This is a genomic window from Terriglobus sp. TAA 43, assembly GCF_000800015.1.
Classification (GTDB): domain Bacteria; phylum Acidobacteriota; class Terriglobia; order Terriglobales; family Acidobacteriaceae; genus Terriglobus.
Window position 1 is genome coordinate 1,901,952 of the sequence record NZ_JUGR01000001.1, and the last position, 24,165, is coordinate 1,926,116.

The 24,165-nt window shown below is 57.2% G+C and carries 25 protein-coding genes and 1 tRNA gene; 13 read left to right on the top strand and 13 right to left on the bottom strand.

Features of this window, described 5'->3' with window-relative positions; genetic code table 11:
• The first annotated feature begins 84 nt into the window (after positions 1-84).
• Entirely contained in the window at positions 85-996 is a 912-nt protein-coding gene (locus M504_RS08030; RefSeq protein WP_047489921.1) for a TIGR03435 family protein, read from the top strand.
• Between the two features lie 39 nt (positions 997-1,035).
• Positions 1,036-1,653 (top strand): hypothetical protein, encoded by a 618-nt coding sequence (locus M504_RS21200; protein ID WP_052200526.1) that lies wholly within the window; start codon positions 1,036-1,038, stop codon positions 1,651-1,653.
• Here the strand turns inward: M504_RS21200 and M504_RS08040 are convergent, their stop codons facing one another.
• The 8 genes from M504_RS08040 to M504_RS08075 form a co-directional block, all read right to left on the bottom strand.
• Positions 1,654-3,327 (bottom strand): alpha-L-fucosidase, encoded by a 1,674-nt coding sequence (locus M504_RS08040; protein ID WP_047489923.1) that lies wholly within the window; start codon positions 3,325-3,327, stop codon positions 1,654-1,656.
• A 19-nt stretch (positions 3,328-3,346) separates the two neighbouring features.
• Entirely contained in the window at positions 3,347-4,546 is a 1,200-nt protein-coding gene (locus tag M504_RS08045; protein ID WP_047489926.1) for a serine hydrolase, read from the bottom strand.
• On the bottom strand, positions 4,543-6,216 hold the full coding sequence (locus tag M504_RS08050) for an alpha-glucosidase (protein WP_047494051.1): 1,674 nt from the start codon (positions 6,214-6,216) through the stop codon (positions 4,543-4,545). The genes M504_RS08045 and M504_RS08050 overlap by 4 nt, the downstream gene beginning before the upstream one ends.
• A 69-nt stretch (positions 6,217-6,285) precedes the next feature.
• Positions 6,286-7,914 (bottom strand): M1 family metallopeptidase, encoded by a 1,629-nt coding sequence (locus M504_RS08055; protein WP_047494054.1) that lies wholly within the window; start codon positions 7,912-7,914, stop codon positions 6,286-6,288.
• Between the two features lie 119 nt (positions 7,915-8,033).
• Positions 8,034-8,408, bottom strand: coding sequence for a 50S ribosomal protein L20 (rplT, locus tag M504_RS08060; RefSeq protein WP_047489928.1), 375 nt, complete (start codon positions 8,406-8,408; stop codon positions 8,034-8,036).
• A 227-nt stretch (positions 8,409-8,635) separates the two neighbouring features.
• Positions 8,636-8,833 carry a 50S ribosomal protein L35 gene (gene rpmI / locus M504_RS08065; RefSeq protein ID WP_047489931.1) on the bottom strand — a complete coding sequence of 66 codons (198 nt, stop codon included), beginning with the start codon at positions 8,831-8,833 and terminating at the stop codon, positions 8,636-8,638.
• A 100-nt stretch (positions 8,834-8,933) separates the two neighbouring features.
• Positions 8,934-9,329, bottom strand: a complete 396-nt coding sequence (locus M504_RS08070; protein ID WP_047489934.1) for a cupin domain-containing protein — start codon at positions 9,327-9,329, stop codon at positions 8,934-8,936.
• 9 nt (positions 9,330-9,338) lie between these two features.
• Positions 9,339-9,794 carry a hypothetical protein gene (locus M504_RS08075; RefSeq protein ID WP_047489937.1) on the bottom strand — a complete coding sequence of 152 codons (456 nt, stop codon included), beginning with the start codon at positions 9,792-9,794 and terminating at the stop codon, positions 9,339-9,341.
• Between the two features lie 116 nt (positions 9,795-9,910).
• Here M504_RS08075 and gyrB point away from each other — a divergent pair, with 116 nt between their 5' ends.
• From gyrB to M504_RS08090, 3 genes are all read left to right on the top strand, one after another.
• On the top strand, positions 9,911-12,571 hold the full coding sequence (gyrB, locus tag M504_RS08080) for a DNA topoisomerase (ATP-hydrolyzing) subunit B (protein WP_047489940.1): 2,661 nt from the start codon (positions 9,911-9,913) through the stop codon (positions 12,569-12,571).
• A gap of 183 nt (positions 12,572-12,754) precedes the next feature.
• On the top strand, positions 12,755-13,498 hold the full coding sequence (locus M504_RS08085) for a hypothetical protein (protein ID WP_156993618.1): 744 nt from the start codon (positions 12,755-12,757) through the stop codon (positions 13,496-13,498).
• A gap of 206 nt (positions 13,499-13,704) precedes the next feature.
• Positions 13,705-14,394, top strand: a complete 690-nt coding sequence (locus M504_RS08090) for a hypothetical protein (protein ID WP_047489947.1) — start codon at positions 13,705-13,707, stop codon at positions 14,392-14,394.
• A gap of 77 nt (positions 14,395-14,471) precedes the next feature.
• On the opposite strand, the gene M504_RS08095 is transcribed toward M504_RS08090, so the two are convergent.
• On the bottom strand, positions 14,472-14,846 hold the full coding sequence (locus M504_RS08095; protein WP_052200528.1) for a darcynin family protein: 375 nt from the start codon (positions 14,844-14,846) through the stop codon (positions 14,472-14,474).
• A gap of 35 nt (positions 14,847-14,881) precedes the next feature.
• On the opposite strand from M504_RS08095, the gene M504_RS08100 reads away from it, so the two are divergent.
• From M504_RS08100 to M504_RS08130, 7 genes are all read left to right on the top strand, one after another.
• The gene (locus tag M504_RS08100) at positions 14,882-15,544 is read left to right on the top strand and encodes a TetR/AcrR family transcriptional regulator (RefSeq protein ID WP_047489950.1); all 663 of its coding nucleotides are present in this window, start codon (positions 14,882-14,884) and stop codon (positions 15,542-15,544) included.
• A gap of 30 nt (positions 15,545-15,574) precedes the next feature.
• Positions 15,575-17,173: a sulfatase gene (locus M504_RS08105; RefSeq protein ID WP_156993620.1), complete on the top strand. Its 1,599-nt coding sequence runs from the start codon at positions 15,575-15,577 to the stop codon at positions 17,171-17,173.
• Positions 17,174-17,279: 106 nt separating this feature from the next.
• A tRNA-Trp gene (locus tag M504_RS08110) sits at positions 17,280-17,355 on the top strand.
• A 102-nt stretch (positions 17,356-17,457) separates the two neighbouring features.
• On the top strand, positions 17,458-17,712 hold the full coding sequence (secE, locus tag M504_RS08115) for a preprotein translocase subunit SecE (RefSeq protein ID WP_052200530.1): 255 nt from the start codon (positions 17,458-17,460) through the stop codon (positions 17,710-17,712).
• A 52-nt stretch (positions 17,713-17,764) separates the two neighbouring features.
• Positions 17,765-18,403 (top strand): transcription termination/antitermination protein NusG, encoded by a 639-nt coding sequence (nusG, locus tag M504_RS08120; protein WP_047489953.1) that lies wholly within the window; start codon positions 17,765-17,767, stop codon positions 18,401-18,403.
• Between the two features lie 122 nt (positions 18,404-18,525).
• Entirely contained in the window at positions 18,526-18,960 is a 435-nt protein-coding gene (rplK, locus tag M504_RS08125; protein WP_047489956.1) for a 50S ribosomal protein L11, read from the top strand.
• A 159-nt stretch (positions 18,961-19,119) separates the two neighbouring features.
• Entirely contained in the window at positions 19,120-20,037 is a 918-nt protein-coding gene (locus tag M504_RS08130) for a hypothetical protein (protein WP_047489959.1), read from the top strand.
• Between the two features lie 21 nt (positions 20,038-20,058).
• On the opposite strand, the gene M504_RS08135 is transcribed toward M504_RS08130, so the two are convergent.
• Entirely contained in the window at positions 20,059-21,390 is a 1,332-nt protein-coding gene (locus M504_RS08135) for an amidohydrolase (RefSeq protein ID WP_047489961.1), read from the bottom strand.
• A gap of 48 nt (positions 21,391-21,438) precedes the next feature.
• Positions 21,439-21,627 (bottom strand): hypothetical protein, encoded by a 189-nt coding sequence (locus tag M504_RS08140; protein ID WP_232296208.1) that lies wholly within the window; start codon positions 21,625-21,627, stop codon positions 21,439-21,441.
• Positions 21,628-21,735: 108 nt separating this feature from the next.
• Between M504_RS08140 and M504_RS08145 the strand changes: the two genes are divergently transcribed.
• A complete protein-coding gene (locus M504_RS08145; RefSeq protein WP_047489966.1) occupies positions 21,736-22,875 on the top strand; it encodes a hypothetical protein in 1,140 nt (379 codons plus the stop codon).
• Here the strand turns inward: M504_RS08145 and M504_RS08150 are convergent.
• A complete protein-coding gene (locus M504_RS08150) occupies positions 22,864-23,247 on the bottom strand; it encodes a DoxX family protein (protein WP_047489969.1) in 384 nt (127 codons plus the stop codon). The two genes, M504_RS08145 and M504_RS08150, sit on opposite strands and share 12 nt — an antisense overlap.
• A gap of 70 nt (positions 23,248-23,317) precedes the next feature.
• Positions 23,318-23,770, bottom strand: coding sequence for a PA2169 family four-helix-bundle protein (locus tag M504_RS08155; protein ID WP_047489972.1), 453 nt, complete (start codon positions 23,768-23,770; stop codon positions 23,318-23,320).
• Between the last annotated feature and the right edge of the window lie 395 nt (positions 23,771-24,165).

A 24,165-nucleotide genomic window follows, 5' to 3' on the forward strand; every position in this document is an offset into this window, starting at 1 on the left:
TACCTCCAGTCTACCGGACCACTGTCAAAACCCGCCGAACAACTTGTGAATCCTCGGCAATCAAACGTCCTGGTACCATGCGGCATGCTGGCGCATCTGCAACTCACGGTTGTGGTTTTGGCTCTGATCACGATAGGCAGCGCTTCCGCCCAGGACACGCCCAATTGGCAGACCGCCGCAGGCACTCACCTCGCCTTTGAGGTCGCCACCATCAAACCCAACGCATCCGACGAATCCGCCAGCGGCAACTTCACACTCGGCCCTGGCGATGCTTACACCAGCACCGGCGGACGCTTCCTCACAAAGAACATCAACCTGCTGGACTACATCCGCTTCGCCTGGAAACTCACCGACGGCCAGGTCGCCCTCCTCGAAGCCAGCGGGCCCAAATGGATCGCAACCGAACGCTTCGACATCACCGCCAAGTCTGACGTGCCCAACCCCACCAAAGACCAGATGCGCCTCATGGTGCAGTCATTGCTCGCCGACCGCTTCGCTCTGCAAACGCACACAGAAACGCGAGAGCTTCCAACACTCGCCATAGTCCTGATCACCCCTGACAAGCTTGGCCCCGAACTCCACGCACATCCCACGACAGACAACACCTGCTCCGGCGCAGCACCATCACCGAACCAACCATCCATCGCCTCGACTCCTAACTTCTGCGGCAGTCTAAGAAGCAACGGCGTAGCATCATCGCCCAGCCACGTCCGCATCACCGGACAAAAAGTCCCGCTCACATTACTCGCCGCACAATTAGGCCAGATGGGAGGCTTCCGTCGTCCCATCATCGACGGAACACGTCTAACTGGCACCTTCGACCTGACGCTCGAGTGGGGACCAGATTCCGACACCGAACCCATGGACAGCAACAGCCGCCAAACCTACCTACAACGAGCACTGCGCGATCAACTCGGCATCAAACTAGAACCCCGAACCGCCCCAGTCACAATCCTGCTCATCGACCACATCAATCCAGAGCCATCAGCCAACTAATGGCAGCACCGCGCTTCCAACGTCTTGCTAATATGCGGCATGCAAGCAAGCGAACAGGAACTTGTTCCCTATTACCGCGACATGGAAGACGAAACACTCTTGCATGCAGCCAGAACAAGAAACGAGCTTTCGGAAACAGCACAGGATGTTCTCAAACGAGAATTGGCATCGCGTCATCTCCCAATGCCTCCACTGGCAGATGGCTCTCTGGAAGAAATGCCTGACGAAAAGATCGTCACACTCCGCACCTTTGTCGACATCTCAGAAGCAATGGCCGCAAGAGCTGCTATAGAAGCAGCAAACATCCCCTGCTTCCTGCGTGACGAAAACTTCGTTCGCAATGCGTGGCACATGAGCGGCATCGCGGGCGGCCTGCGTCTGGATGTTCTCGAACGCGATCGCGAAGCCGCGGAACAGGCCCTCATTCCCATGGATGCTTCCGCATTGGGCATCCCATTCGAAGAGAATGCAGAGACATGGATTGGCGAAGACTATCTCTGTCCGGAATGCAGTTCCATCGACGTCAATCGCGTCACGCCCGTTGCGGGACTGGCCACCATTATCCAGTGGTTAACCGGCATTCGCATCCAGCATCAGGAACAACAATGGCGCTGTAATGCATGCAAGGCCCAGTGGATTGATAACGACCGCGAATAACTAGCGACCACAAGCCCCCGGCACCACATCCACAGCGTTCACAGTCAACGGCAGCGGAGTCCCCTTCACAAAAGGCTGCGCAGGCGTTATCTCAAACGACTCATCCTTACCCACCGCGACCTTCTCCATAACACCATCGCGCAGCATCACTTCGCGAGCCTTACCCGCTGCAATCAGCGCAACCTTGCCTTCACCACTCACGTGAAATGTCATCGTCGAGCATCCCTGCGGCACCAGCCAGCGCAACTTATAAAGCGTCTTCTTCGCCTCATAACCTTCGCCGTTGTAATTCCAGAACATCTCTGCATTCTTCTGGTTCAGTGCGTACGGCGCATCGCCCTTCGCGACCAAAACCTTATCCAGCAACAACGCGCCTTTATACTTCACCGCAATCACCGGCAGATACCCCTGCGACAACGCATCCATTGACACGACCGCATCACTACCCGCACGCTCTACCTTCAGCGCCGTGCCTGACGACAACAACTTCGCAGAAACAAACCGCGTGCGTCCCGCCAACGGCAAACGCAACTTCCCATCCTTCGGCAACGACTTCACAAACAAATAAACCGTTCCCGGCTTCACCGTCGCATAGCCAAAATCAAGTTGCGTAAATGGCGAAGCCTGCGTGCCATAGATCGCCTCTTCATGCGGCTTCAACCAGGCGCCCACACCACCCAACACATCCGCTTCATAAGGCACAACACTGCCATCACCTTCCGGCCCAATGTTCAGGATGTAGTTGCCACCACGGCTCACCACCTGCACCAGCTTCAGAATGTTCTCGTTGATCTTTCCCTGAACATCCTTCCGCGCCTGCCACGAACGATAGCCCCACGTCGCGTTGAACATCGAAGCAGGCGTCTGCCACGGCTCATCCAATCCGTACTGCGGCACTTCGTTATCGCCCATCACCGTGAAGTCGCCCTCGTAGTTCCACACGCGACCACTCACCATCGTCTGCGGCTGCAACTTGTGCACGGTCGTCGCAAACAGATCACTCTGCGCGGGCGTTGGCTTGCCCATGTCGAACCATATCTCGCGAATCGGCCCGTACTGCGTCATCAACTCACGCAACTGAGCCACGTTGAACTTCGCATGCGCATCGCTCAGCGGATTACTGTTCGTGGGAATGTACGTATCCATCCCCGGCTCATGCCAGTCAATCGACGAGTAGTACACACCAAACCCAATGCCACCGCGCTTGCACGCATCCGCAAGCTCTTTCACAATGTCGCGGTGATACGGCGTGGCATCCACCACGTTGTACTTCGTCTGCGCGGTATGAAACATGTTGAAGCCATCGTGATGCTTCGAGGTGATCACAATGAACTTCATCCCCGCATCCTTCGCCAATTTCACAATGGCATCCGGATCCCACTTTGTAGGATTAAACGTCTTCGCGGTCGCGGCATATTCATCCAGCGGGATCGGCGCATTCGCCATGATCTGCTCGCTGTACCCGTTGTCGATCTGCTTGCCCTTCCACATGCCGCCAAGCTGCGAATACAGCCCGAAATGAATGAACATGCCAAACTTCTGTCCCTGCCACTGCTGCACCGTCTGCGCAGAAGGCCGCGGCAACGAACGAGGCTTAGGCCTGTCCTGCACAGCATGTTGCGCAATTGCAGAGGTGGAAACGGCGGCAGCAAGAACAAGAGGAAGAAACTTCATCCCCGCATCATAGCTGTTGTTACTGCACCTTGCGCGCCGCTTCAATCGCAGAAGTCGTATACATCTCCCACTCCCACGGCGTCACCGTATCGCCAAAGATCGTCTCCAGCAACGGCTGAAACGCGAACTCACCATTATCCGAATTGGTCAGCAGAATCATGCAGTCTTTGCGGCGCGTGAAGCACACCATGTAGTTCTGAGCGCCATCACCGTGGCCTTCTTTGAAGAACGCAGGCCCGAACTTTGTCTTCGTCAACAAACCCCATCCAAGTCCATACGCCAGCCCAACCTGCTTGGCTTCTGTTCCTTCCGGCTCATCCTTGGCCAGGGCAAACTGATGTAGCGTGCGGATCTGCACCTGCGGTGTCAACATCTTCTTCTGCGTCGTCGCATCAATGATCTTTCCTGCAAACAGCGCTTCGACGAAGCGACCAAGATCAGCAGCGCTTGACGTCATGTTGCCACTCGCACGCGCAGGAAATCGTTTGGTCTGCGAGCGAAACTTCTCGTCCTTATCAAAACGATCCGCAACATCCTCCGCAAACCGAGCCTGATAAATCTCTGATGTTCTCGTCATCTGCAACGGACCAAAGATCGCATCCTGCATCAGGATGTCCAACGACTTTCCCTGCTGCTGTTCAATCGAAAACTGCACCAGGTTCAGACACTCACCCGAATACGAGTAATGATCGCCCGGCTCAAAGTGAAAACGCAGCTTCTTATCCGGCTCCTGCATACTCACAATGTTCAACAGCCCACCGGTATGCGAAAGACACATACGCGGCGTCAGCTTCGCCCATCGCGGATCGTTCACAATCTCTGAAGCGGAATCCTTATAAGCCTCGTACTCGGTCCACGGCTTCGGAAGTTGCTGCGGCATCGGCTTATCCAGATCAAACTTGCCCTGCTGCACCAACTGCATCACATACGTCGCAAACACCGCTTTCGTAATCGAAGCAGCCCACGTCGTTGTGTTGGTCGTCATCGGAAGATCAGGATTCTTACGCCGCAAACCATAGGCATAGCTCCATGCAACCTTGCCATCGTTCACTACAACAATCTGCGCACCCGTCACATGGTTCGCCGCTAGCGTCTTCGCAGCAAACTGCTCCGCCTCAGCAACAGAAACATGGCTACCATCCAGCTTGCGTATATTCTGCGCAGACGCGATTACAGCAGTAGAAAGAACAGCCAACGAAAGAACGGCACGAGCGATCATGCCAACACAATACGCGACTCCCATGCTCCAAGTTCCGTAGAAATTGAAGCCGTGTTCGACAACACCATCCGTCCACTCGAAAACTCATCCGGCAAGGCAAAGGTTTCCTGCGAGAAGTTCAACGCAACCAGAAACCTTTCTTCGCCGAGCGTGCGCGCATACAGAAACAAGGAAGGATGCTCTGGTGCAAGGTCCTCATAGTCGCCATAAACAAACCCGAGCGTGCGCTTCCGCAACCGCAGCAAATCTTGCATGTAGTGATAAATCGAATCGGGATTACACAGCGCATCCGCCGCATTGATCTTCGGATAGTTTGGATTCACCGCCAGCCACGGCTTTGCATCCGGTGAAGTGAATCCCGCATTCGGTGAATCATCCCACTGCATGGGCGTACGAGCATGATCGCGACTGACCTTAGCCAGATTGTCCAGGTAGTGCTCCTCGGTTTCCTTACCCGTCAGTACGTCGAACTTCCACGCATTCTTCGCTTCAATGTCGTCGTACTCGTCGATCGACCGAAACGGATAATGCGTCATCCCCAACTCATCACCCTGATACAGATAAGCAGTCCCCTTCAGCGTCAGCAGCATCGTAGCCAACGCCTTCGCGCTGCGTACACGGTATGCGTCGCTGTCATCGCCAAACGCACTCACCAATCGAGGATTGTCATGATTTGCAAAGAAGATCGTGTTCCACGAATGCATGCCCAACGCTTCATACTGACGCGCATAGATGGCCTTCAACTCAGTAAGTTTCCACTGCCGCCAGTTACGACCCTCACGATTCAGTCGCACCGCATCGAAGTTGAAAATCATATTCAATTCGTGAAGACGCTCATCCACCAGCGTCGGCGTCTCTTCAATACTGATGCCATGCGCCTCGCCCACCGTCATGCAGTCATACTTTGACAACACCTCGCGATTCATCTCCTGCAGATAGTCATGCAGATGCGGCCCATTCGCATTGATGTGCACTTGGCTCTCATGCGGCAATACATCTGGAAACGTGGCGTCTTTACTGATGAACGGGATCACATCCATGCGAAATCCATCTACGCCCTTGTTCAGCCAGAAGCGCATGATGCTGTAAATCTCTTCACGCACCGCAGGATTATCCCAATTCAAATCCGGCTGCTTCTCTGCAAACAAGTGCAAGTAGTACTCCCCACTCGCCCCGTCCTTAGTCCACGCAGAACCAGAAAATGCCGACCCGAAATTATTCGGCGGAAGCTCCGCTCCACTCGCTGCAATCTTTCCCGGCCTCCAGATGTAGTAATCGCGATACGGATTGTCCCTGCTCTTGCGACTCTCAATAAACCACACATGCTCATCCGAAGTGTGGTTCGCAACCAGGTCAACGATCAACCGCATGCCACGCTGCTTAATTCCCGCCAGTAGCGCATCAAAATCCTGCATAGTGCCAAACTCGTGCATCACTTTTCGATAGTCGCGAATGTCATAGCCATTGTCTGCATTCGGCGAATCGTAGTGCGGCGACAGCCAGAGAACATCCACACCAAGATCGCGAAGATAATCCAACCGCGACGTGATGCCCGGCAGATCGCCAATGCCGTCACCATTGGAATCCTGAAAGCTACGCGGATAAATCTGGTAGACGACCGCTTCCTTCCACCAATGTTTCGTCTGCCCGTGGATCAACGCATCTTGCATATAGTTTCTGATGGCAAATGAAAACGCCGCGACCACTCGGGATCACGGCGTTTTCTACTTTGGCGTTCGCTACTGCTTTACAACATCGATGTAGTACAGATCTTCCGCAACCTTGAAACTGTCGCGTTTCGCCCGCATCGTCTGCCACGCCGCCGTAGGATGCAGCAACGTCCAGTGCTGAGGATCGCCTGCCTTCACAGGCATATTGAATCCCGCTTCTTCGGCGTCCCACCGATACTGCACAGTGCCCGCTGCATCATCAAACTTCAGGTCCAGCTTCGGCAACGCAGCATGTCGCAGATACTCATTGAAGATCGGCGTCAGATCGCGGCCGGTGTACTTGTTCCAGAACGACACTACATCTTCCGTAAGAATCGTCTTGTACTTGAAGTGTTCGTAGTACGCATGGATTCCCGCATACCACTTCGCATCGTCATCCACCACAGAACGCAGCGTATTCAGAAACAACGCACCCTTGAAGTACTGATCTTCATCCCGCGGCTCTCGATCCTGGCCGCGCGGCCCCAGAACTGGTCGCTGGTTCTTCACCTTCTTCTTGTAGCCATTCACATACTTGATGGCATCATCCTTGCCCCAGCGACCTTCCACATAGATATCTTCGGCATAAGTGCACCAGCCCTCGTGAATCCACATATCCCCGGGGTCAGCCGCTGTGATGGCATTGCCAAACCACTCATGCCCACTCTCGTGAATGATGATGAAATCGAACCGCGGACTAATCCCTACGCCTGTCCAGTCACCACCGTGATAACTGTTCTCGAAGCCGTTACCGTACGCCACAGCACTCTGATGTTCCATACCCGCATACGGCACCTGAACCAGCTTGTAACCATCGCGCACAAAGGCATACTCGCCAATCTTCTTATTGAAGATCTCCAGCATCGGCCGCGCCTGCACAAACTGAGCCTTTGCCTTCTCCAGGTCTTCAGGCTTGGCATAAAAATCAATCGTTAGCTTACCTAACGGCTTATCATTCCAATGAACATAGTTGCCAACGTTCAGGGTCACATCGTAGTTGTTGATCGGATACGTCACGCGCCAGTTCCACTGCGTGTATCCGTCGTGCAGATCGCGATGCCCCAACAACCGGCCATTGGAAACGTCCATCAGCCCGTTGGGCGCGCTCACACGCAGATCAACACCCTGCTGTGGCTCGTCCTTCCACTGATCCTTGTTCGGCCACCACACGCGCGCGCCATTGCCTTCACACGCGGTAAACACCCACGGCTTGCCCGCAGAGTCTTTCTCATAACTCATGCCGCCAAATCGCCCGGCCTTGCGCGGATGGCCGCTGTAAAACACATCCAGTGTTTGCACCGATCCCTTGCGCATCACACGTGGCACATCCACAAAGAACGACTCTTCCTCGCGTGTCACCTTCGCTGGCTTCCCGCGGTACAGCACCTTGTCGATCGCCAGTTCCTGAGCCAGGTCAAGTTGAATTCGCTGCCCATCCTCCAGCATGCGAAACCGCACCTGGTTATCTCCGGCAATGCTCTGATCTTCAGGATTTACGCGTACCGTCAGCGTGTAATGCAGCAGGTCGTTGTTTGCGCGATACGGACCGTACTCACCCAGCAATTGCATCTTCTTTGCTGTAGCAACATCTTGTTGCGCGAAGCTGCGACAGCAGGCCATCAAAAATAAAACAAAAAACAATGACACCCAATACTTCATGGCCAAAGTATCGCCGAAAGAACTGCGTTCGGAACAGAACTTATTGCCTTCCAGCAAACGAAAGACCCGGTCCCTTAAGGGACCGGGTCTTCATCACTTTCCCGATATGGGAGAGAAGCTTACGCTGCTGCCTTGGCCTTCTCGTTTGCAGCCTTAGCCTGTGCAGCCAGAGCAGCAAAACCTGCGGCGTCGTTCGTCGCGATGTCCGACAGAACCTTACGGTCCAGCTCAACGCCGGCCTTCTTCAGGCCGCTGATGAACGTCGAGTAGCTCAGGCCATTCAGGCGAGCACCTGCACCAATTCGGACGATCCACAGCGAGCGGAACTGACGCTTCTTCTGCTTACGACCAACATAGGCAAACTTCAGGCCGCGCTCAACGGCTTCCTGGGCTGCCTGGTACAGTTTCGATTTTGTGAGGAAGTAGCCAGACGCGCGGCGAAGAATCTTCTTGCGGCGATCTCTACGTTTTGTGCCACGTTTTACGCGGGGCATAGTTATATCTCCTTTTGCGTACTTCGTTGGTAGCGGCTGGAGGTAAGGTCACCCTTGCGGGATCGAGCCTCTTCACACGCTTGCTGCTTTCCTGCCTCGTAATCGCGCTTCAAAATTGCTTTCGAAGAACGAGGGCCCGGTAACGCTTGCGGACCGTTGCTGATAACCACATCAGCGGCTGGGCGGAAAATCTCTGTCAGTCACCTGACTGCCTCGAAAGGCAGGACTCAGGCGTAGGGAATCATCCGGGAGACCTTGGCGTGATCGCCGTCGGACACATAGGCTTGCGAGGTCAACTTACGCTTTACCTTGGTCGACTTGGAGGTCAGGATGTGACGCTTCTTCGTCTGGCCGCGCTTGATCTTGCCGGTGCCAGTCTTGCTGAAGCGCTTTTTCGCCCCTGTGTGGGTCTTCATCTTAGGCATTGGGGTGTTCCTGTCTTGAGCTGGACGCGAGAAACCGCGTCCGCCTGAGTGTTGCGCCGATGTTCTGGACAACCCTTTGATTGTAGCGCAATTTCCCCGGTTAGCGGCGGTATTGTTCGTTGGAAACGTGTTCCATCCAATTCACCACCTTGCCATCCAGTCGCTCCTGAATCGCAATATGGGTCATCCCGTTGGTCGGCGTCGCCCCGTGCCAATGCTTCTCTCCCGGCGCAAACCACACCACATCACCCGGCCGAATCTCCTCCACCGGTCCGTCTTCACGCTGCGCCCAGCCAAGACCCGCCGTCACAATCAGCGTCTGTCCCAGCGGATGCGTGTGCCAGGCCGTCCGCGCGCCCGGCTCAAACGTCACGCTCGCACCCGCAACCAGTGCAGGATCAGGTGCTTGAAACAACGGGTCAATCCTCACCGCGCCAGTAAAGTAATCCGCCGGACCAATACCCGACGCCTTCGAACCCGCCCGTTGAATCTCCATGTCCACAGTTTACGAGTGATCCGGTTTCTCCGTTGGCGGATAGAAACGAACAAGAGCGGTCATTATGCCCCCTACAAACAGCATTAACCCCTGATAACCCAATTCACTGTTCCAATTCTTTGAACTCAACATGGAAACGGAGCTCGCTAATAAGAAGTGCAGGCCGACCAAAGCAAAGAGCGCCCATCCCACGGGATTCAGCCACCCTTCTTCTCGGGCGGGAAAGAACTTGCCCGGAAAACGCGACTGGATCGCAAAAATACCAAAGCCCCAATACTGCTTGAAAAAACGATGATCGCGATACGCCGACGGAATCGTGCTCAACACCAGCGCAATCCACGACGGAACAAAAAACTCACTACCATGCCCCCCATGCCCCAGAAAGCTCGCCTGATACAGAACGGCGCCAGCACCCGCCACAGACAGCTGAACTGCCAGCAGAACCAAATCCAGCCACGACCTCATTAGTCGGTCTTCCCCCACCGAAATGGTAGAATAAAAGGTGAACAGAGCCTCCGGAAATCCTGCAAATTCCTTGCATTTTCGCCGGTTTGCGCTCACCCGGAACCTTAGGAGAACGAGTGGCCACCGAGACACCCCTGATCGACCTGCAGCAGACTGACCCCACCAACGCTCCCGAGCCAAAAATCACGTCGGAGACCGGCCAGCCCACCTACACCAGCGACAACATCCGTGTGCTGGAAGGTTTGGAAGCGGTTCGTCTGCGCCCGGCCATGTACATCGGCTCCACGTCCGAGCAGGGTCTGCACCATCTCGTGTACGAAGTCGTCGATAACTCCGTCGACGAAGCCCTCGCCGGCCATGCCACCCGGATCGACGTCATCATCCACGCCGACAACTCCATCACCGTCATCGACGACGGCCGTGGCATCCCCGTGGACATGAAGGACCTTGGCAACGGCGTGAAGATGCCCGCTCTCCAGGTCGTACTCACCAAGCTGCACGCAGGCGGCAAGTTCGACGCCAACAGCTACAAGGTCTCCGGCGGTCTGCACGGCGTGGGCGTAAGCTGCGTCAACGCGCTCTCCGAAGAGTTCGACGTCGAAGTCTGGCGCGACGGTCACACCTACCAGCAGGACTATTCCAAGGGCGACCCCATCAGCGAAGTGCGCGAAGTTGGCGTCACCCAGCGCCGCGGCACCAAGGTCCACTTCCTGCCCGACAAGTCCATCTTCTCCGTCCACGAGTACAACTTCGACACCCTTGCGGGACGCCTGCGCCAGCTCGCCTTCTTGAACAAGGGCATTGAGATCAACCTCACCGACGAGCGCACCACCGACGCCAAATCCGGCGAGTTCAAGCAGATCAACTTCCGCTTCAAGGGCGGCATTGAAGAGTTCATCCGCCACCTGAACAAGGGCAAGATCGTGCTGCATGAAAAGCCCATCTACATGGAGGCCGAAAAGGGCCAGCTGACCATGGAGATCGCGCTGCAGTACAACGACGCATACTCCGAGACGGTCTTCAGCTTCGCCAACAACATCAACACCGTTGACGGTGGCACCCATCTCTCCGGCTTCCGCACCTCGCTCACGCGCACCATCAACGCGGCAGGTCAGTCCCTCGGTCTCTTCAAGGACATGAAGGAAGCGCTCAGCGGCGACGACGTCCGCGAAGGCCTTGTAGCCGTCGTTAGCGTCAAGCTGCCGCAGCCGCAGTTTGAAGGCCAGACCAAGGGCAAGCTGAACTCCGACATCGCGGGCCAGGTGCAGTCCTTCGTCAACGAGCGCCTTGGCGTCTTCTTTGAACAGAACCCGCAGGTCGCCAAGAAGATCATCAACAAGGCCATCGACGCCGCTCGCGCACGCGAAGCAGCCCGCAAGGCCCGCGACCTTACACGCCGTAAGGGCGCACTCGACGGCGGCGGTCTGCCCGGCAAGCTCGCCGACTGCTCTGAGCGTCAGCCCGACCGTTGCGAACTCTACCTCGTCGAGGGTGAGTCGGCAGGCGGTACCGCCAAGCAGGGCCGCGATCGTCGCTTCCAGGCGATCCTCCCTCTCAAGGGTAAGATCCTCAACGTCGAAAAAGCCCGCTACGACAAGATGCTGGGCCACGAAGAAATCCGCGCCATGATCACGGCGCTCGGCACCGGCATCGGCAAAGACGACTTCACGCTGGACAAGCTTCGCTACGGCAAGCTCATCCTCATGACCGATGCTGACGTCGACGGTTCGCACATCCGCACACTGCTACTGACCTTCTTCTTCCGTCACATGACGCAGCTCATCCAGCGCGGCCACGTCTACATCGCGCAGCCGCCCCTCTACAAGATCAAGAAGGGTCGCTTCGAGCAGTACATCAAGGACGATCGCGACTTCGTTAAGGTCATGGTCAAGCGCGCGGCCGACGGCATGGTCGTTCGCTACGGCGACGCAGCACAGACCATTGACGGTGCCGAACTCACCAAGTTCATGGGCAACCTGAACGAGTACATCGGCTTCTTCGACAAGGCAGACAAGCGCTTCCGCAACGAAAAGGTCACCGAGCAGGTCGCAAAACTCTTCGCCCACGAGGGCAAGGAGCAGGCAAAGCGTTCCGACTTTGAAACACCTGAAAAGCTGGAAGAAATGGCGACGTACCTCGAGTCCATCGCCCGCGAATTCCAGTTCAAGGCCGTCGGCAAGCCCGTGAAGGACGAAGAGCACAGCACCTGGTCACTGGACTACACCGACGCTCAGGGTGCAACGCGCCACATCGACTTCACCACCATCTCCGCTCCGGAAATGCGGCAGATGCTCGGCAAGTACGCGCAGATCAGCCAATATCTGAAGCCGCCATTCCTCGTCGAATACGCGCAGAAGGCCGGTAAGGCCGCTGCCGTCGCAGAAGAGGAAGAGGCAGAAGAAGCCGCCGAGACGGACGTGAACGAGACCATCGCAGCCGCTCCCGGCACCGCAACGGAAGCCAAGGGCGCCAAGCGCAGCTCGAAGGTCGGCCAGGACCCTGTCCAGAAGGACACTCCGCGCGAACTCTTCGAGTACGTCATCGAACAGGGCAAGAAGGAATACCAGGTGCAGCGCTACAAGGGCCTCGGTGAAATGACCGCCGAACAGCTCTGGGAGACCACCATGGACCCCGAACGCCGCACCCTCCTGCAGGTCAAGCTTGAGGACATCGCAGCCACCGAGGAAATCTTCACCACCCTCATGGGCGAAGACGTCGAAAGCCGTCGCCGCTTCATCGAGGAAAACGCCCTCGACGTTAAGAACCTCGACATCTAGGTGCTTCGCTCGGTTCTCGACGTCGCTCTCGCGACGTGAAAAACAATCAAGCCCAATAAAGGGATGCGCCTTCACAGCGCATCCCTTTTACTTTTCGGTGACAATTCCACCCTCACGGTGGTGCTATGTTGATCGGCGCGGAACCAGAAGCAGATTCGAAATATCTGTGTCGGGAGGTTCATCATGATGCGTTCTCTAACAATGCTGATCGTGCTGCTCGTACCGGTGTGTTCCTCAGGACAGGCAAATCAACCCTCCCCCATCAGAAGCGCTCCTCAACCGATGGTCCAGCCACTGAGCGCTGTATTAATGACCGACGTGGACACGCGACACGCCAGGGTGGGCGACGCGGTCAAGGTTCGTATCTACTCCGGCTTTGTCGCACCGGGCAGCACCCGGGTACCTCCGGGATCAGTGGTCCTCGGCCACGTCACGGAAGTATCGAAGCTGGTCAAAGGCTCCGTGGAATCACGTCTCGCCGTTCTGTTTGACCAGGCTCAACTCGCCAGTGGCCAAACGGTGGCCGTGCACTTGGGTATCGCTGGACTCGCAGCAGCTCCACCCCCTCAGGCCCTCGAAGAAACAAGCGCAATGAGCGCGGAGTCGCAATTTCCCAACACCCGCTCCACTGGCAACTCCATGGATCCCAACGCACCACCCAGATCCACCAATACGACTGGCAACACGGGAGGAAACCGTGTCACGCGCAAATCGCTCGGCCAGCTCGCCTACAACGACGCAATGAACAGCCCCGCCGCAACCGTGAGCCACACCGCTCCCATCGCGACCGTTGGGTCCACCATTCCTGGCGTTTCGCTCCGGCCCAACCCAACAACGCAATCGATACTAGTTTCCACCTCAACCAATGTTTCATTGAGCAACACCATGCCACTGGTTCTCCTACCAATCGCAGACCAACAGCAATAAATCAACAAACACAGCATCGTGTTTGAAACCACTGTTGTCGCATGCGATAAGCACCAAGGGCGCGCCGCTATATCAGCCCGCGCCTCAGCCACAATCAGGCCCCTGTCATGAAGGGGCCGAAGGCCGCCTATCCATCAAACCTCAAACCAGCAATCTCGCATGTAAGATGTTGGCCGTGCGGCCCAGCGCACGAAAGAGGGGTTCGGATGAAACGGTCCATCGCACTCATCGCCATGGCATTTGCACCATTGCTCGCCGCAGCCCAGGCAGCAACGCCTCTCAACGCGGTGTTGATCACCAACGTTGACGCGCGCAAAGCCAAGGTTGGCGACACCGTCAAAGTCCGCGGCTACTCCGGCTTCGTCGCAATCGGTGGCCAACGTATACCTCCCGGTGCAATCATCCTCGGCCACGTCACAGAGGTCTCCAAACTCTCCAAAGGAACCACCGATTCGCGCCTCACAATCGTCTTCGATCAGGCCGAACTCGCCGGAGGCCAGACAGTGCCAGTCCGCCTTGGTATCGCAGGCCTCGCCGCAGCGCCGCCTGTAGCGGGACTCAGCGCCCCATCCAGTCTCGACGCCGACTCTCGATCACCCTTCGAAAGCGCCCGCTCCACCATCCCGACGCCAGCGGTCCAGCGCAACCCCGGCACCACCAACGGCGCCCCAAACGACACGCGCGTCGTCCTCCCCACACCAGAACAAATCGATCGGCAATACCACGACCGACCCAATTCCCTTCCCGCCGATCCTGTAGTCCCAGTGGCCACCGTAGGCTCAACCATTCCCGGCATCACCCTCCAACCCAACTCCACCCTCGTTTCCGCCACCACCAACATCAACCTGCGCAGCACCACCCCACTCGCTCTACTCCCCATCCCCACCCCTCAATAAAGGAGTGTCCAGTCATCGATTCTGAGAGGTGGAGTACACCTGGTCACGAGCTCCAAGGGGCCAAAGATCAGCCCGTGTCACCCTCCCATCGTCAACGGATAATTCGCCTCCATCGCAGGCAGAATCTGCACCACCTGAAAGTAGTGATCCCACCACAGGCACTCGCGCAGATGGTCCGCAACCCACGCCCACGCATTCAGGTCCTTCGTCTCCCACACCAGAATGTCCGACGCGTCCGCGCTGAACGCCTCGCATTCGAAATACCGATGCGTTACCTGCGGACGACGCCGCAGAATCGGCCACACAACATCACGGAAGAACGCCTCCCGCTCATGGTTCGGCAGGTCCAGCCAATGCCGCGTGGTCTTCACCTTCATAAAAATGTGAAACGTGCCCGCCAGGCCTTCATGTTCCGGCAGCACCGCATCCGGCGCTAATGATTCAGTAGTCATTGTGTTTTTCTCCTTCCTTAATAGAATGTGAGCAAATGCTCGCAAAGAAAACTCGCGTTCCAGCGAAGAAGAAAGCCACACGCAAAGCCGTTGCAAACCCGCGTAAGCAGCCGTCACAAGAGCGTTCGCGTGAGACTGTCGCCGTCATACTCGAAGCGGCTGCTCGCATTCTTGAATCCCGCGGCCTTGAGGGCTACAACACCAACGTCGTCGCGGAAAAAGCAGGAGTTAGCATCGGCTCGCTCTACCAGTACTTCCCCGGTAAGGACGCGCTCACCATCGCACTCATCCGTTCCTTTGAAGACGACCTGTTGCAGAGCGTCAAAGCCGCCATCGCTGCTTCGCAACACGACACACTGGCACAGGCACTCCAACGCGTCGTTCGCGCACTCTACGGCACACACATCCACCGCTCCGCACTCAACGTGGTTTTAGAAGCCGAAGAGCAACGCCTGCAACAACACATCCCTGAAAACAAAGAGACACTCGCGACTCTCGTAGCTGCGCTATTGCGCAAGCATCGCCACCACCTGCGCATACCAATGAAAGAAGCCGTACACGACACCATCACCATCTCGCGCGCCATGGTCGACGCCGCACTCCGCGAAGGCCTCAGCGCCGCAACAGCAGAGCGCAGAACTGTCCGGGCTCTCACGGCATATTTGTTCTGGCAGGATCAACCCAACGAATCCCACTAAGATGGCTCTTGAATTGGTTAGGAGAACAGGGTGCAGCGCAGAGAATTCCTCAAACTAAGCGCAATGGCAGCAGCAGGCAGCCATGTGCCGATGCAAGGGCAAAGCCAACCACAACGCCCCAACGTCATCCTCTTCGTTGCAGACCAGCGCACCTTCGGCCTCAGCAAAGCCACCGGCTACCCTCTCGACACCAGCCCCACACTCGATCGCCTTCAGCAACAAGGCATCGGCTTCGAACGCAACTACTGCACCATGCCGCTCTGCGTGCCCAGCCGCATCTCCATGCTCACTGGCCGATGGGCCAACGCACATCGCGTTCGCAACAACCTGATGACCTCAGAAGCCTACTTCGAAAAAGACATCTGCCAGGTTGCGCACGATCAGGGTTACACCACCGCTCTCTGCGGCAAGAACCACACCTACCTGCGCAAAGACCACGTCGACTTCTGGCGCGAGTACACACACACCGGCGGCCCACACACCAACAACGCGCAACACGCCGCCTTCGACCAATACCTCCAGGACACGCATTACAACGTCATGGACAAGCCCACACCGTTCCCCGTCGAGGCACAACTCCCCTACCGCATCGTCTCCGACGCAATCGAGTTCATCGACAACGCAGGCCAGCAACCGTTCTTCGCGCAGGTCAGCGTCCCCGAACCGCACAACCCGGAACAAGTGCCCGCGCCTTACTGGAACATGTTCCCATCGGAGTCCATCCCCGAACGCTGCGCAGGCCCCGACAAGCTCAAAGACACCGGCTTCCGCATGCAGTGGGAATACCGCATGCAACAGGACGCATCACCACAAACCGAACCGCTCTGGCGCCGCTACCTCTCCAACTACATGGGCATGCTGCGTCTCATCGACGACCAGATCCAGCGCCTGCTCCACCACGTTGACACACGCGGTCTGCGTGACAACACACTCTTCCTCTTCACCTCAGACCACGGCGACGCGCTCATGAACTTCGGTCTCGGGCACAAGGGCGCGGATCTGCGCGAAACCGTCACGCACACGCCACTCATCTTCAACGGCCACGGCGTCCGTCACAACGAAAAGGTGCAACAAGCCTTCACCTCCATGGCCGACATCATGCCCACACTCTGCGAAGTCATGGGCGCAGACATCCCGCACGGCGTGCAAGGCCGCAGCCTGTGGCCTCTGCTCCAGGGCGAGTCCTATCCGCCAGAAGAATTCCGCAGCATCTATTCCAGCGTCGGCCTCGGCGGCCTGTATTACACCGATGAAGACAACGTGCCCTACAACATCGCCGAAGACCCAAAGGGCGCAGCCTTCGACGAACTCAACAAAGTCACCCTCAGCGGCAATCAGAAGATGGTGCGCATGGGCGACTGGAAGCTCGTCTTCGACATGATGGGCTACGGCCAGCTTTACAACCTGAAAGCTGATCCCTGCGAACTGCACAACCTCTTCAACCAGCCCGCCCACGCCAAAGAACAGGCCTCCCTCATGGCCGAACTCATGATGTGGTTCATGCGCACGGAAGACAGCCTGCCCACCGGCCCGCAGAACCGGAAATACCAGACAAAGTGGTCCACAAAGCACAACTGGTACGCCCCGTATCGCAAATCCGGGCCACCTCCCGCCGCCTACCAACCCTGATCGCCCCGGACTTTCCCCGTGACGCGCGATGCGGTATCATTATGTGGTTGGCCGTGCCTGCTGTTGAGTGGTGCATGTGCTCCTTCAGGGCGATAGCTCTGGATGCAGGGGAGTAAGCTCAACGGTTAAACTGTCGGTCTCCAAAACCGAACTTCTCGGTTCGAATCCGAGCTCCCCTGCCAGTTTTCCCGCAGCACATTCTGTACATTGCCGAAGGTTTGTTGCGGCGTGTCCGGAAGCAGTAAAGGTAAATGCAGTAAGCAGTTACGAAGGTTGAGGCAATCATGGCCAAGGCAGCAGTAGTAGAAGAGAACGCAGCACTCCAGAAGATGAAGGAACCCGGCAAGAAGCTCGGTGACTTCCTGGGCGACGTGCGCAGCGAAATGCGCAAGGTATCAACGCCGTCGACCGCGGAAACGCGCACCACGACAGCCGTCGTGATCGTCACGGTCTTCGCCTTTGCTGCATACTTCTGGCTTGTCGATTTCGGCATCAACCAGACGCTGAACAAGCTCATCACCAAGCTGACAGCGCACTAAGTTCCACCCCGCGCCCTGGCGCACACTTTTTGAGTTTTTGAAGAAGGACACGATGGCTGAAGAGTTCGCACCGACGGAAGAAACAACCGAAGCGACGACCGAAGCGGCTCCAGCGGAAGAGACCGCTGAGGGCACAGAAGCCGCTGCTCCCGAAAGCAACCTGAAGTGGTACATCATCCACGCTTACTCGGGCTTTGAGCGCAAGGTCAAAGAGTCGCTGGAGAGCCGGATGCACGCCTTCGGTCTCGGCCACAAGATCGGCCGCATCGAGATCCCGACTGAGCCCGTCACCGAAATTCGCAACAACAAGAAGTACACCATTGACCGCGTCTTCCTGCCCGGCTACGTCTTCGTCGAAATGGACCTCGACAACGACCTCTGGCACCTGGTGAAGAACACTCCGCGAGTCACTGGATTCCTCCAGACCGGCGACACCCCCACCCCGCTCAGCGAAGCTGAAGTCAACAGCATGTTGAACCGTGCTGACGTAGTGAAGGACAAGCCCAAGCTGAAGGTCAAGTTTGAGAAGGGCGAGCAGGTCCGCATCACCGAAGGCCCGTTCGCAAACTTCAACGGTGCTGTGGACGACGTAAACGAAGACAAACAGACCCTGAAGGTCATGGTCAGCATCTTCGGACGTCCCACTCCGACCGAAGTCGAATTTTCGCAGGTGGAGAAGACCATCGAGTAGCGGAAACTACCCGTTGCTTCTCCTGCACAAATGAACCCTGTCGCGTACCGGTGGCTTCTACCCTGCTCGCGACCCAGCCGTAAGCGATAGCGCTTGCGATTGAATCGAAAAGGACAAGAACAATGGCACCGAAGAAAATTACTGGATACGTCAAGCTCCAGGTGATGGCTGGCAAGGCCACACCGGCTCCCCCGATCGGCCCCGCGCTCGGTCAGGCGCAGGTCAACATCATGGAGTTCTGCAAGCAGTTCAACGACCGCACCAAGGATCCGTCGATGGCGGGCCTCACCATCCCGGTCGTCATCAGCGTATACGCAGACCGTACCTTCTCCTTCATCACCAAGACGCCCCCGGCTCCGGTGCTCCTGAAGAAGGCTGCCAAGATCGAAAAGGGTTCGGGCACGCCGAACAAGGCTAAGGTTGGCACCGTAACCGAAGCTCAGGTTCGCGAGATCGCCACCCAGAAGATGCCCGATCTGAACGCAGCAACCGTTGAAGCTGCAATCAAGATGATCAAGGGCACCGCCCGTTCCATGGGCCTCGACGTAGTCGCCTAAGCATCGTTTCGAAATAGGTCGAAGGGCGCGGAGACATTCTCCGCGCCCTTCGTCTTTGCGCATTTTTCGCGGATGACTCGTACTCTTTCCAGCTGTTGATACTGACAGGTGACGCCACAGCATGCACCCAATACCTTCCTCTAATAACAGGGGTATAGCGTGCACAAAAGCATCCTGAGTCTTCCACTTGCTGCTCTTGTATCGATGGGCCTTCTCTGCGGAATCGCAACAGGACAGCAGACTCAGACAGAAGAAGCGCATTCCACGGAAAACCTGCAGAAGGCTACCCAAAACCCAGTAGCCAGCATGATCAGTGTTCCCTTCCAGAACAACAGCAACTTCGGCATCGGCCCATACGACCGTATTCAGAATGTGTTGAATGTCCAGCCAGTCGTTCCGGTGAAAGTATCACCGGAACTGAACCTTATCGTCCGCTGGATCGCCCCTATCGTCTATCAGCCTGCGCCAGGAACAGCGAACCTCCAGGTGTATGGCATCAACGAGGACACACCCGCGTATTTCGCGGCTGTGGACGTACAGCAACACGCAGCCATTGGCGGCTTCGGCGACATGGCTCCGACCTTCTTCTTTACTCCCGCCAAAACCCACAAGGTCATCTTCGGCACAGGCCCCATGTTCGTCCTGCCCACCGCCACCAGCAAGGTGCTCGGGCAAGGCAAATTCAGCATAGGACCTTCCGTTCTGGCTCTGGTTCAGCCCGGGCATTGGACGGTTGGCACCCTGATCAGCAACGTCTGGTCCGTTGCAGGCGACTCCAGCCGCAACGATGTGAACCAGATGAATCTCCAGTACTTCGTCAACTACAACCTGAAGAAAGGTTGGTTTCTCTCCTCAGCCCCCATCATTATGGCCAACTGGAAGGCCGCCAGCGGCAATGTATGGACCGTTCCCTTCGGTGGAGGAGCAGGTCGTGTAATGCGTCTCGGATTCCAGCCCGTCAACATCAGCGCGCAGTTCTACGGGAACGCAGCATATCCAACCAGCGGCTCGCCGTGGAGCATGCGCTTATCCGTCGCGCTACTCTTCCCGAAGATGCCGAAAGCTCCAGCTAAATAATCCAGCGGCAAAACCGACAAGCTACTGCAACAGCGAAACCGCCACCGCAGTCATCGTCACCACACCCGTTTCAATCGCTGGCTTGTAGTCCGGCGCATACAGCGGCGAGTGAATATCCGGCAGCGCTACGCCCTTCTTCTTCGCCTCTGCCACCTTTGCCGGGTCACCCGCACCCAGCCGGAAGAACGTCATCGGAATCTTGTATCCGTCGGTCAGAAAGCCCACATCTTCGCTGCCCATCACCGCCTGCTGCGGCAACACCTTATCAGGGCCCAGCGTAGCAATCGCCACCTTACGCACGCGCTCCGTCAACGCCGCATCATTCACCGTCGGCGCAGTCGATTCAGGATGCGTAATCGTCGGCATCTTGTCTGCAGGCAACCCATATGCAACAGCCACGGCATTCGCTGCATTCGTAATACCCGTCAACAGCTTCTGCAACGTCGCTTCGTCATAGCTGCGCACAGTCAGGCCCAGCGTCGCCTCTGCCGGAATGATGTTGTTCTTCGTTCCCGCATGGAACGTGCCCACCGTGATCACACCGGGCGACTGCGGAGAAATCTGCCGACTCACCACGCCCTGCAACAGCGTCACAAACTCCGCGCCCATAAAGATGGGGTCCTTCGAGTTCTGCGGCTGCGATCCATGCGCGCCCACACCGTGAAACACCACCGTGATCGAATCCGAACTCGCCATCATCGGCCCCGAACTAATACCCACGGTGCCTGCAGCAATGTTGCCGAAGTCATGCATGCCCAGCACATAATCCGGTCGCGGAAAGCGAGTGTACAAGCCATCAGCCATCATCGCCTTCGCGCCCTGGATCACCTCTTCCGCAGGCTGCCCCAGCATCAACACCGTGCCATGCCATGCATCCTTGTGCTTCGCCAGCTCCGTTGCAATGCCAATGAAGGCTGACATGTGAATGTCATGCCCGCACGCCTGCATCACACCCACTTCCTCACCCTGCGCATTCTTCGCGCGCACCTTGCTGGCATACGCCACGCCAGTCTCTTCCGTCACCGGCAACGCATCCATATCCGTGCGGATCAGCACCGTCGGCCCGTTGCCATTCTTCAGCACACCAACAACGCCAAACGCGGGTTTCCCGTCCTCATACTTTCCAATGTGATCGGTAACCTGGTAGCCCAGCCCGCGAAGCTGCGACGCCACAAACGCAGACGTCTTCTCCTCCTGTCGCGACAGCTCAGGAGCCTGATGCAGCATCAGGTACGTCTTCTCCAGCGCAGGCATCTGCGCAGCCGCATCGCTCTGCAGCGTAGCTGTAGGAATCTGTGCAACGCAGGAGGTCGCCAGCAGCGCGGCGGAAAGGGCAAACGCAAATGTCTTCATGGCGCGAGTATAAAGCGCGCCACGAAGACATTTTCCGAAAAGAAGAAACTACGTAGCAGAAGGCAGCGAACGCTGCGACGCCGGCAACAGTGCCAGCCGAAGCTCCTCAGCCAGCGCGCCCAGTGGATTGCTCACAGTCTTCTTGATGATGGTCAGCAGCGATTCACCGCGCTTCTGCATGAGATAAGCGGCGGTCACACCCGCGGCCAGTGTCGCCAGAAATACAAAACGCTTCATGTTCATAACTATCCATCTCCCATGCTTCTCTTGTGTGGACGCGGGCAGCACCATGCCGGGTTGGTTCCCCGCGCAAAGCGTTAGCCCCATAATCGCATCCTACATTCCATGGAAGCCACGCAGCCGGTCTCTCGCAGACCCTCCCTCCTGCCCTGGACACCGCTCATCGTCGCTGCATTCGCCAGTTACGGCCCCGTCGGCTGGAACTACGGCTTCGCACTGTACTTCCTCAACTACAACCACGGCTTCGTCAAACGCGGATTGGTGGGCGAACTCTTCTCGCACTTCACCTATCTCACACGCGGCCAGCTTCTGCTCGCGGAATACCTCTTTCTCGCCGCAGCCTACCTGCTCTGCTACGTCGTCTTCCGCCCCACACTCTTTCGCAATCGCGAAACCTCCTTGATCGCCGTGCTGCTGTTAAGCGCACCTGCAGCACTGCCACACATCGGCTATCTCTTCGCGCAACCCGACGTCACGCTGTTCCTTCTCTTGCTGCTTTGCATGTGGCTGCTGTTCACCATGCCGCCGCTTACAGCCGCATGCGCAACCATCCCGCTCTGCATCATCGCTCTCTGCGCCCATGAAGCGTTCTCGCTTATGTTCTATCCGCTCGTGGTCGCCATCCTGATCGAGCAATGCAGAACACGCCGACTACCGTGGATCGCCCTCATCGCTCACGTGGCTATCATTGGCGCAGCCCTTCTCGCCATCCTGCACTTCGGCACATTGAAAGTCTCACCGGACACCATCCTTCAAGAGTCCACGGCAAGAACCGACGTTGGCGTTCAACGTCAGGTCTACGACGTAATGGCCTCCAGCTTCGCAGAACAGCGCGCTCTCGTTGTCCGCCTCTATACACCCGGCATATGGAGATCGTTTGCGCTTACGTTCTGCATCGCGGCGCCATACTTCTTTCTTCTTGGCAAACTTCTTCGCCGCTCCATGCGCGCAGCAGCCATGCCTTCATGGCAACAAGCCATCACATGCCTGCTCTTTCTTTCGCCACTCATGCTCTGCTACCTGGGACATGACTTCACGCGATGGATCGGCGCAGCCTGCATGAGCACCAGCCTCTTCATCCTCGCCCTCGCACAAACCAACACCGCGGTCCGCGAATCACTCACGCAATGGACAAACAATGAAAACATCGCTGCATGGCTGGCGTACCTGATCGCTGCGGGCCCCATGGGCGCCACGGGCATTCGCTCTGCGGAGTTGCTGCTCGCAGCATGGTCAGGCCGTTAAGGCGTCGCGCTTCGTATACACCGCCGCCCATGCAATCAGTACAAACTGCAACGGAATACGCCCGTACAACAGCCATGCAGGAATCCCGGCGAAACGCTCTGGATGCATTGCCATATAGATATGCACGTCGAAGTAAACCACCAACATGGCAATAATGCCCCACGCCGCAAACCGTCGGCTCTGCGGCATCAGCAAACCAACACCACCCAACACCTCTGCCACACCACTGATCTGCACCAGCGCGACCGGATGGCTGTAGTGCGGCGGCATGATCGCCACATACATCGCCGTATGCCAGAAATGATTCACCCCGGCAGCCACGTAGAAGATCGCCTGTACGACAAGTCCCGCAAGATATAGCCAACGGCGCATAGATTTCCCTTTCAGCCGCAAACGAAAAAGCCTCGCCGAAGCGAGGCACTTTTCGCGCAGAGAGTCCCGTTTACTTACGGGAATCCCGGGCAGCCTTTACATAGTCGTGGCTCGTCTGCACGTGAGCGGCCTGTGTGCTCAGCAACTGGTGAACCGGCAGCGGCAGGTCATGCTTCAGCGCATCGGCATACGCCTTCTTCGCCGCATCCTCGCCCTGTTCCGCAGTCTCCAGCAGGGTGTGATCGCCACCACCCAGCTTCGCCTTCAGATCGCCCCACGTGCGATGAATGGCTCCGGACACGCTGCCCGTCTCCTTGAATGCATCAGACACGCCGGACTTGATCAGCACATCTTCCAGCTCGCCCTTGAACGAGGCGCGCTTCAGACTCTCAGCCAGGAAGTAGCGCTTCAGAGTCTCGTCGTGCAGCTTCTCGCCAATTTCCTTGAAGCCTTCCTGCCCATCGATAAGTCGTTCGATGACGTCCTTCAGGACCGATTCCGTTTCCTTCAGCAGCTCTGCCATTGCGTTCGTTTCCTTGCGGGCTGGTTGCCCTGTGTCGTTTTAGATTGATCCCCGCATGTTGCGAGAGAAACAAAATCCTTGCCATGGCCGTGGGCGATGTCCCCCGGTTGCATTGCGATTCTCCTTGGCCGGAGGCGAGGGGAGGAAATCGCGAAAACCCCCGCCACCGCCCTGCCATGGTCTTTGTGTCAAGGACCCGCGGCTCATGCTGCGGGTTCAGTGTGTAGACCGGAAACTTCCCGGCTTGTTCTGAACCTTAGGAGCCATCTGCTGCCGCGCGGGTTGCCCACGCGGGTTCCTCCCCCAGATTGCGCCCCCTTTCCGCTCCCCGCCAGTAGAGAATCGGGCATGATACCCTCCGTGTCCGCACTTCCGCGTACAGGGAAAGGTTCGCA

Coding starts and splice junctions, on each gene's coding strand:
- M504_RS08030 (WP_047489921.1), top strand. CDS start 85: ATGCTGGCGCATCTGCAACTCACGGTTGTGGTTTTGGCTCTGATCACG.
- M504_RS21200 (WP_052200526.1), top strand. CDS start 1,036: ATGCAAGCAAGCGAACAGGAACTTGTTCCCTATTACCGCGACATGGAA.
- M504_RS08040 (WP_047489923.1), bottom strand. CDS start 3,327: ATGAAGTTTCTTCCTCTTGTTCTTGCTGCCGCCGTTTCCACCTCTGCA.
- M504_RS08045 (WP_047489926.1), bottom strand. CDS start 4,546: ATGATCGCTCGTGCCGTTCTTTCGTTGGCTGTTCTTTCTACTGCTGTA.
- M504_RS08050 (WP_047494051.1), bottom strand. CDS start 6,216: ATGCAAGATGCGTTGATCCACGGGCAGACGAAACATTGGTGGAAGGAA.
- M504_RS08055 (WP_047494054.1), bottom strand. CDS start 7,914: ATGAAGTATTGGGTGTCATTGTTTTTTGTTTTATTTTTGATGGCCTGC.
- rplT (WP_047489928.1), bottom strand. CDS start 8,408: ATGCCCCGCGTAAAACGTGGCACAAAACGTAGAGATCGCCGCAAGAAG.
- rpmI (WP_047489931.1), bottom strand. CDS start 8,833: ATGCCTAAGATGAAGACCCACACAGGGGCGAAAAAGCGCTTCAGCAAG.
- M504_RS08070 (WP_047489934.1), bottom strand. CDS start 9,329: ATGGAGATTCAACGGGCGGGTTCGAAGGCGTCGGGTATTGGTCCGGCG.
- M504_RS08075 (WP_047489937.1), bottom strand. CDS start 9,794: ATGAGGTCGTGGCTGGATTTGGTTCTGCTGGCAGTTCAGCTGTCTGTG.
- M504_RS08085 (WP_156993618.1), top strand. CDS start 12,755: ATGATGCGTTCTCTAACAATGCTGATCGTGCTGCTCGTACCGGTGTGT.
- M504_RS08090 (WP_047489947.1), top strand. CDS start 13,705: ATGAAACGGTCCATCGCACTCATCGCCATGGCATTTGCACCATTGCTC.
- M504_RS08095 (WP_052200528.1), bottom strand. CDS start 14,846: ATGACTACTGAATCATTAGCGCCGGATGCGGTGCTGCCGGAACATGAA.
- M504_RS08100 (WP_047489950.1), top strand. CDS start 14,882: ATGCTCGCAAAGAAAACTCGCGTTCCAGCGAAGAAGAAAGCCACACGC.
- secE (WP_052200530.1), top strand. CDS start 17,458: ATGGCCAAGGCAGCAGTAGTAGAAGAGAACGCAGCACTCCAGAAGATG.
- nusG (WP_047489953.1), top strand. CDS start 17,765: ATGGCTGAAGAGTTCGCACCGACGGAAGAAACAACCGAAGCGACGACC.
- rplK (WP_047489956.1), top strand. CDS start 18,526: ATGGCACCGAAGAAAATTACTGGATACGTCAAGCTCCAGGTGATGGCT.
- M504_RS08135 (WP_047489961.1), bottom strand. CDS start 21,390: ATGAAGACATTTGCGTTTGCCCTTTCCGCCGCGCTGCTGGCGACCTCC.
- M504_RS08140 (WP_232296208.1), bottom strand. CDS start 21,627: ATGAAGCGTTTTGTATTTCTGGCGACACTGGCCGCGGGTGTGACCGCC.
- M504_RS08145 (WP_047489966.1), top strand. CDS start 21,736: ATGGAAGCCACGCAGCCGGTCTCTCGCAGACCCTCCCTCCTGCCCTGG.
- M504_RS08150 (WP_047489969.1), bottom strand. CDS start 23,247: ATGCGCCGTTGGCTATATCTTGCGGGACTTGTCGTACAGGCGATCTTC.
- M504_RS08155 (WP_047489972.1), bottom strand. CDS start 23,770: ATGGCAGAGCTGCTGAAGGAAACGGAATCGGTCCTGAAGGACGTCATC.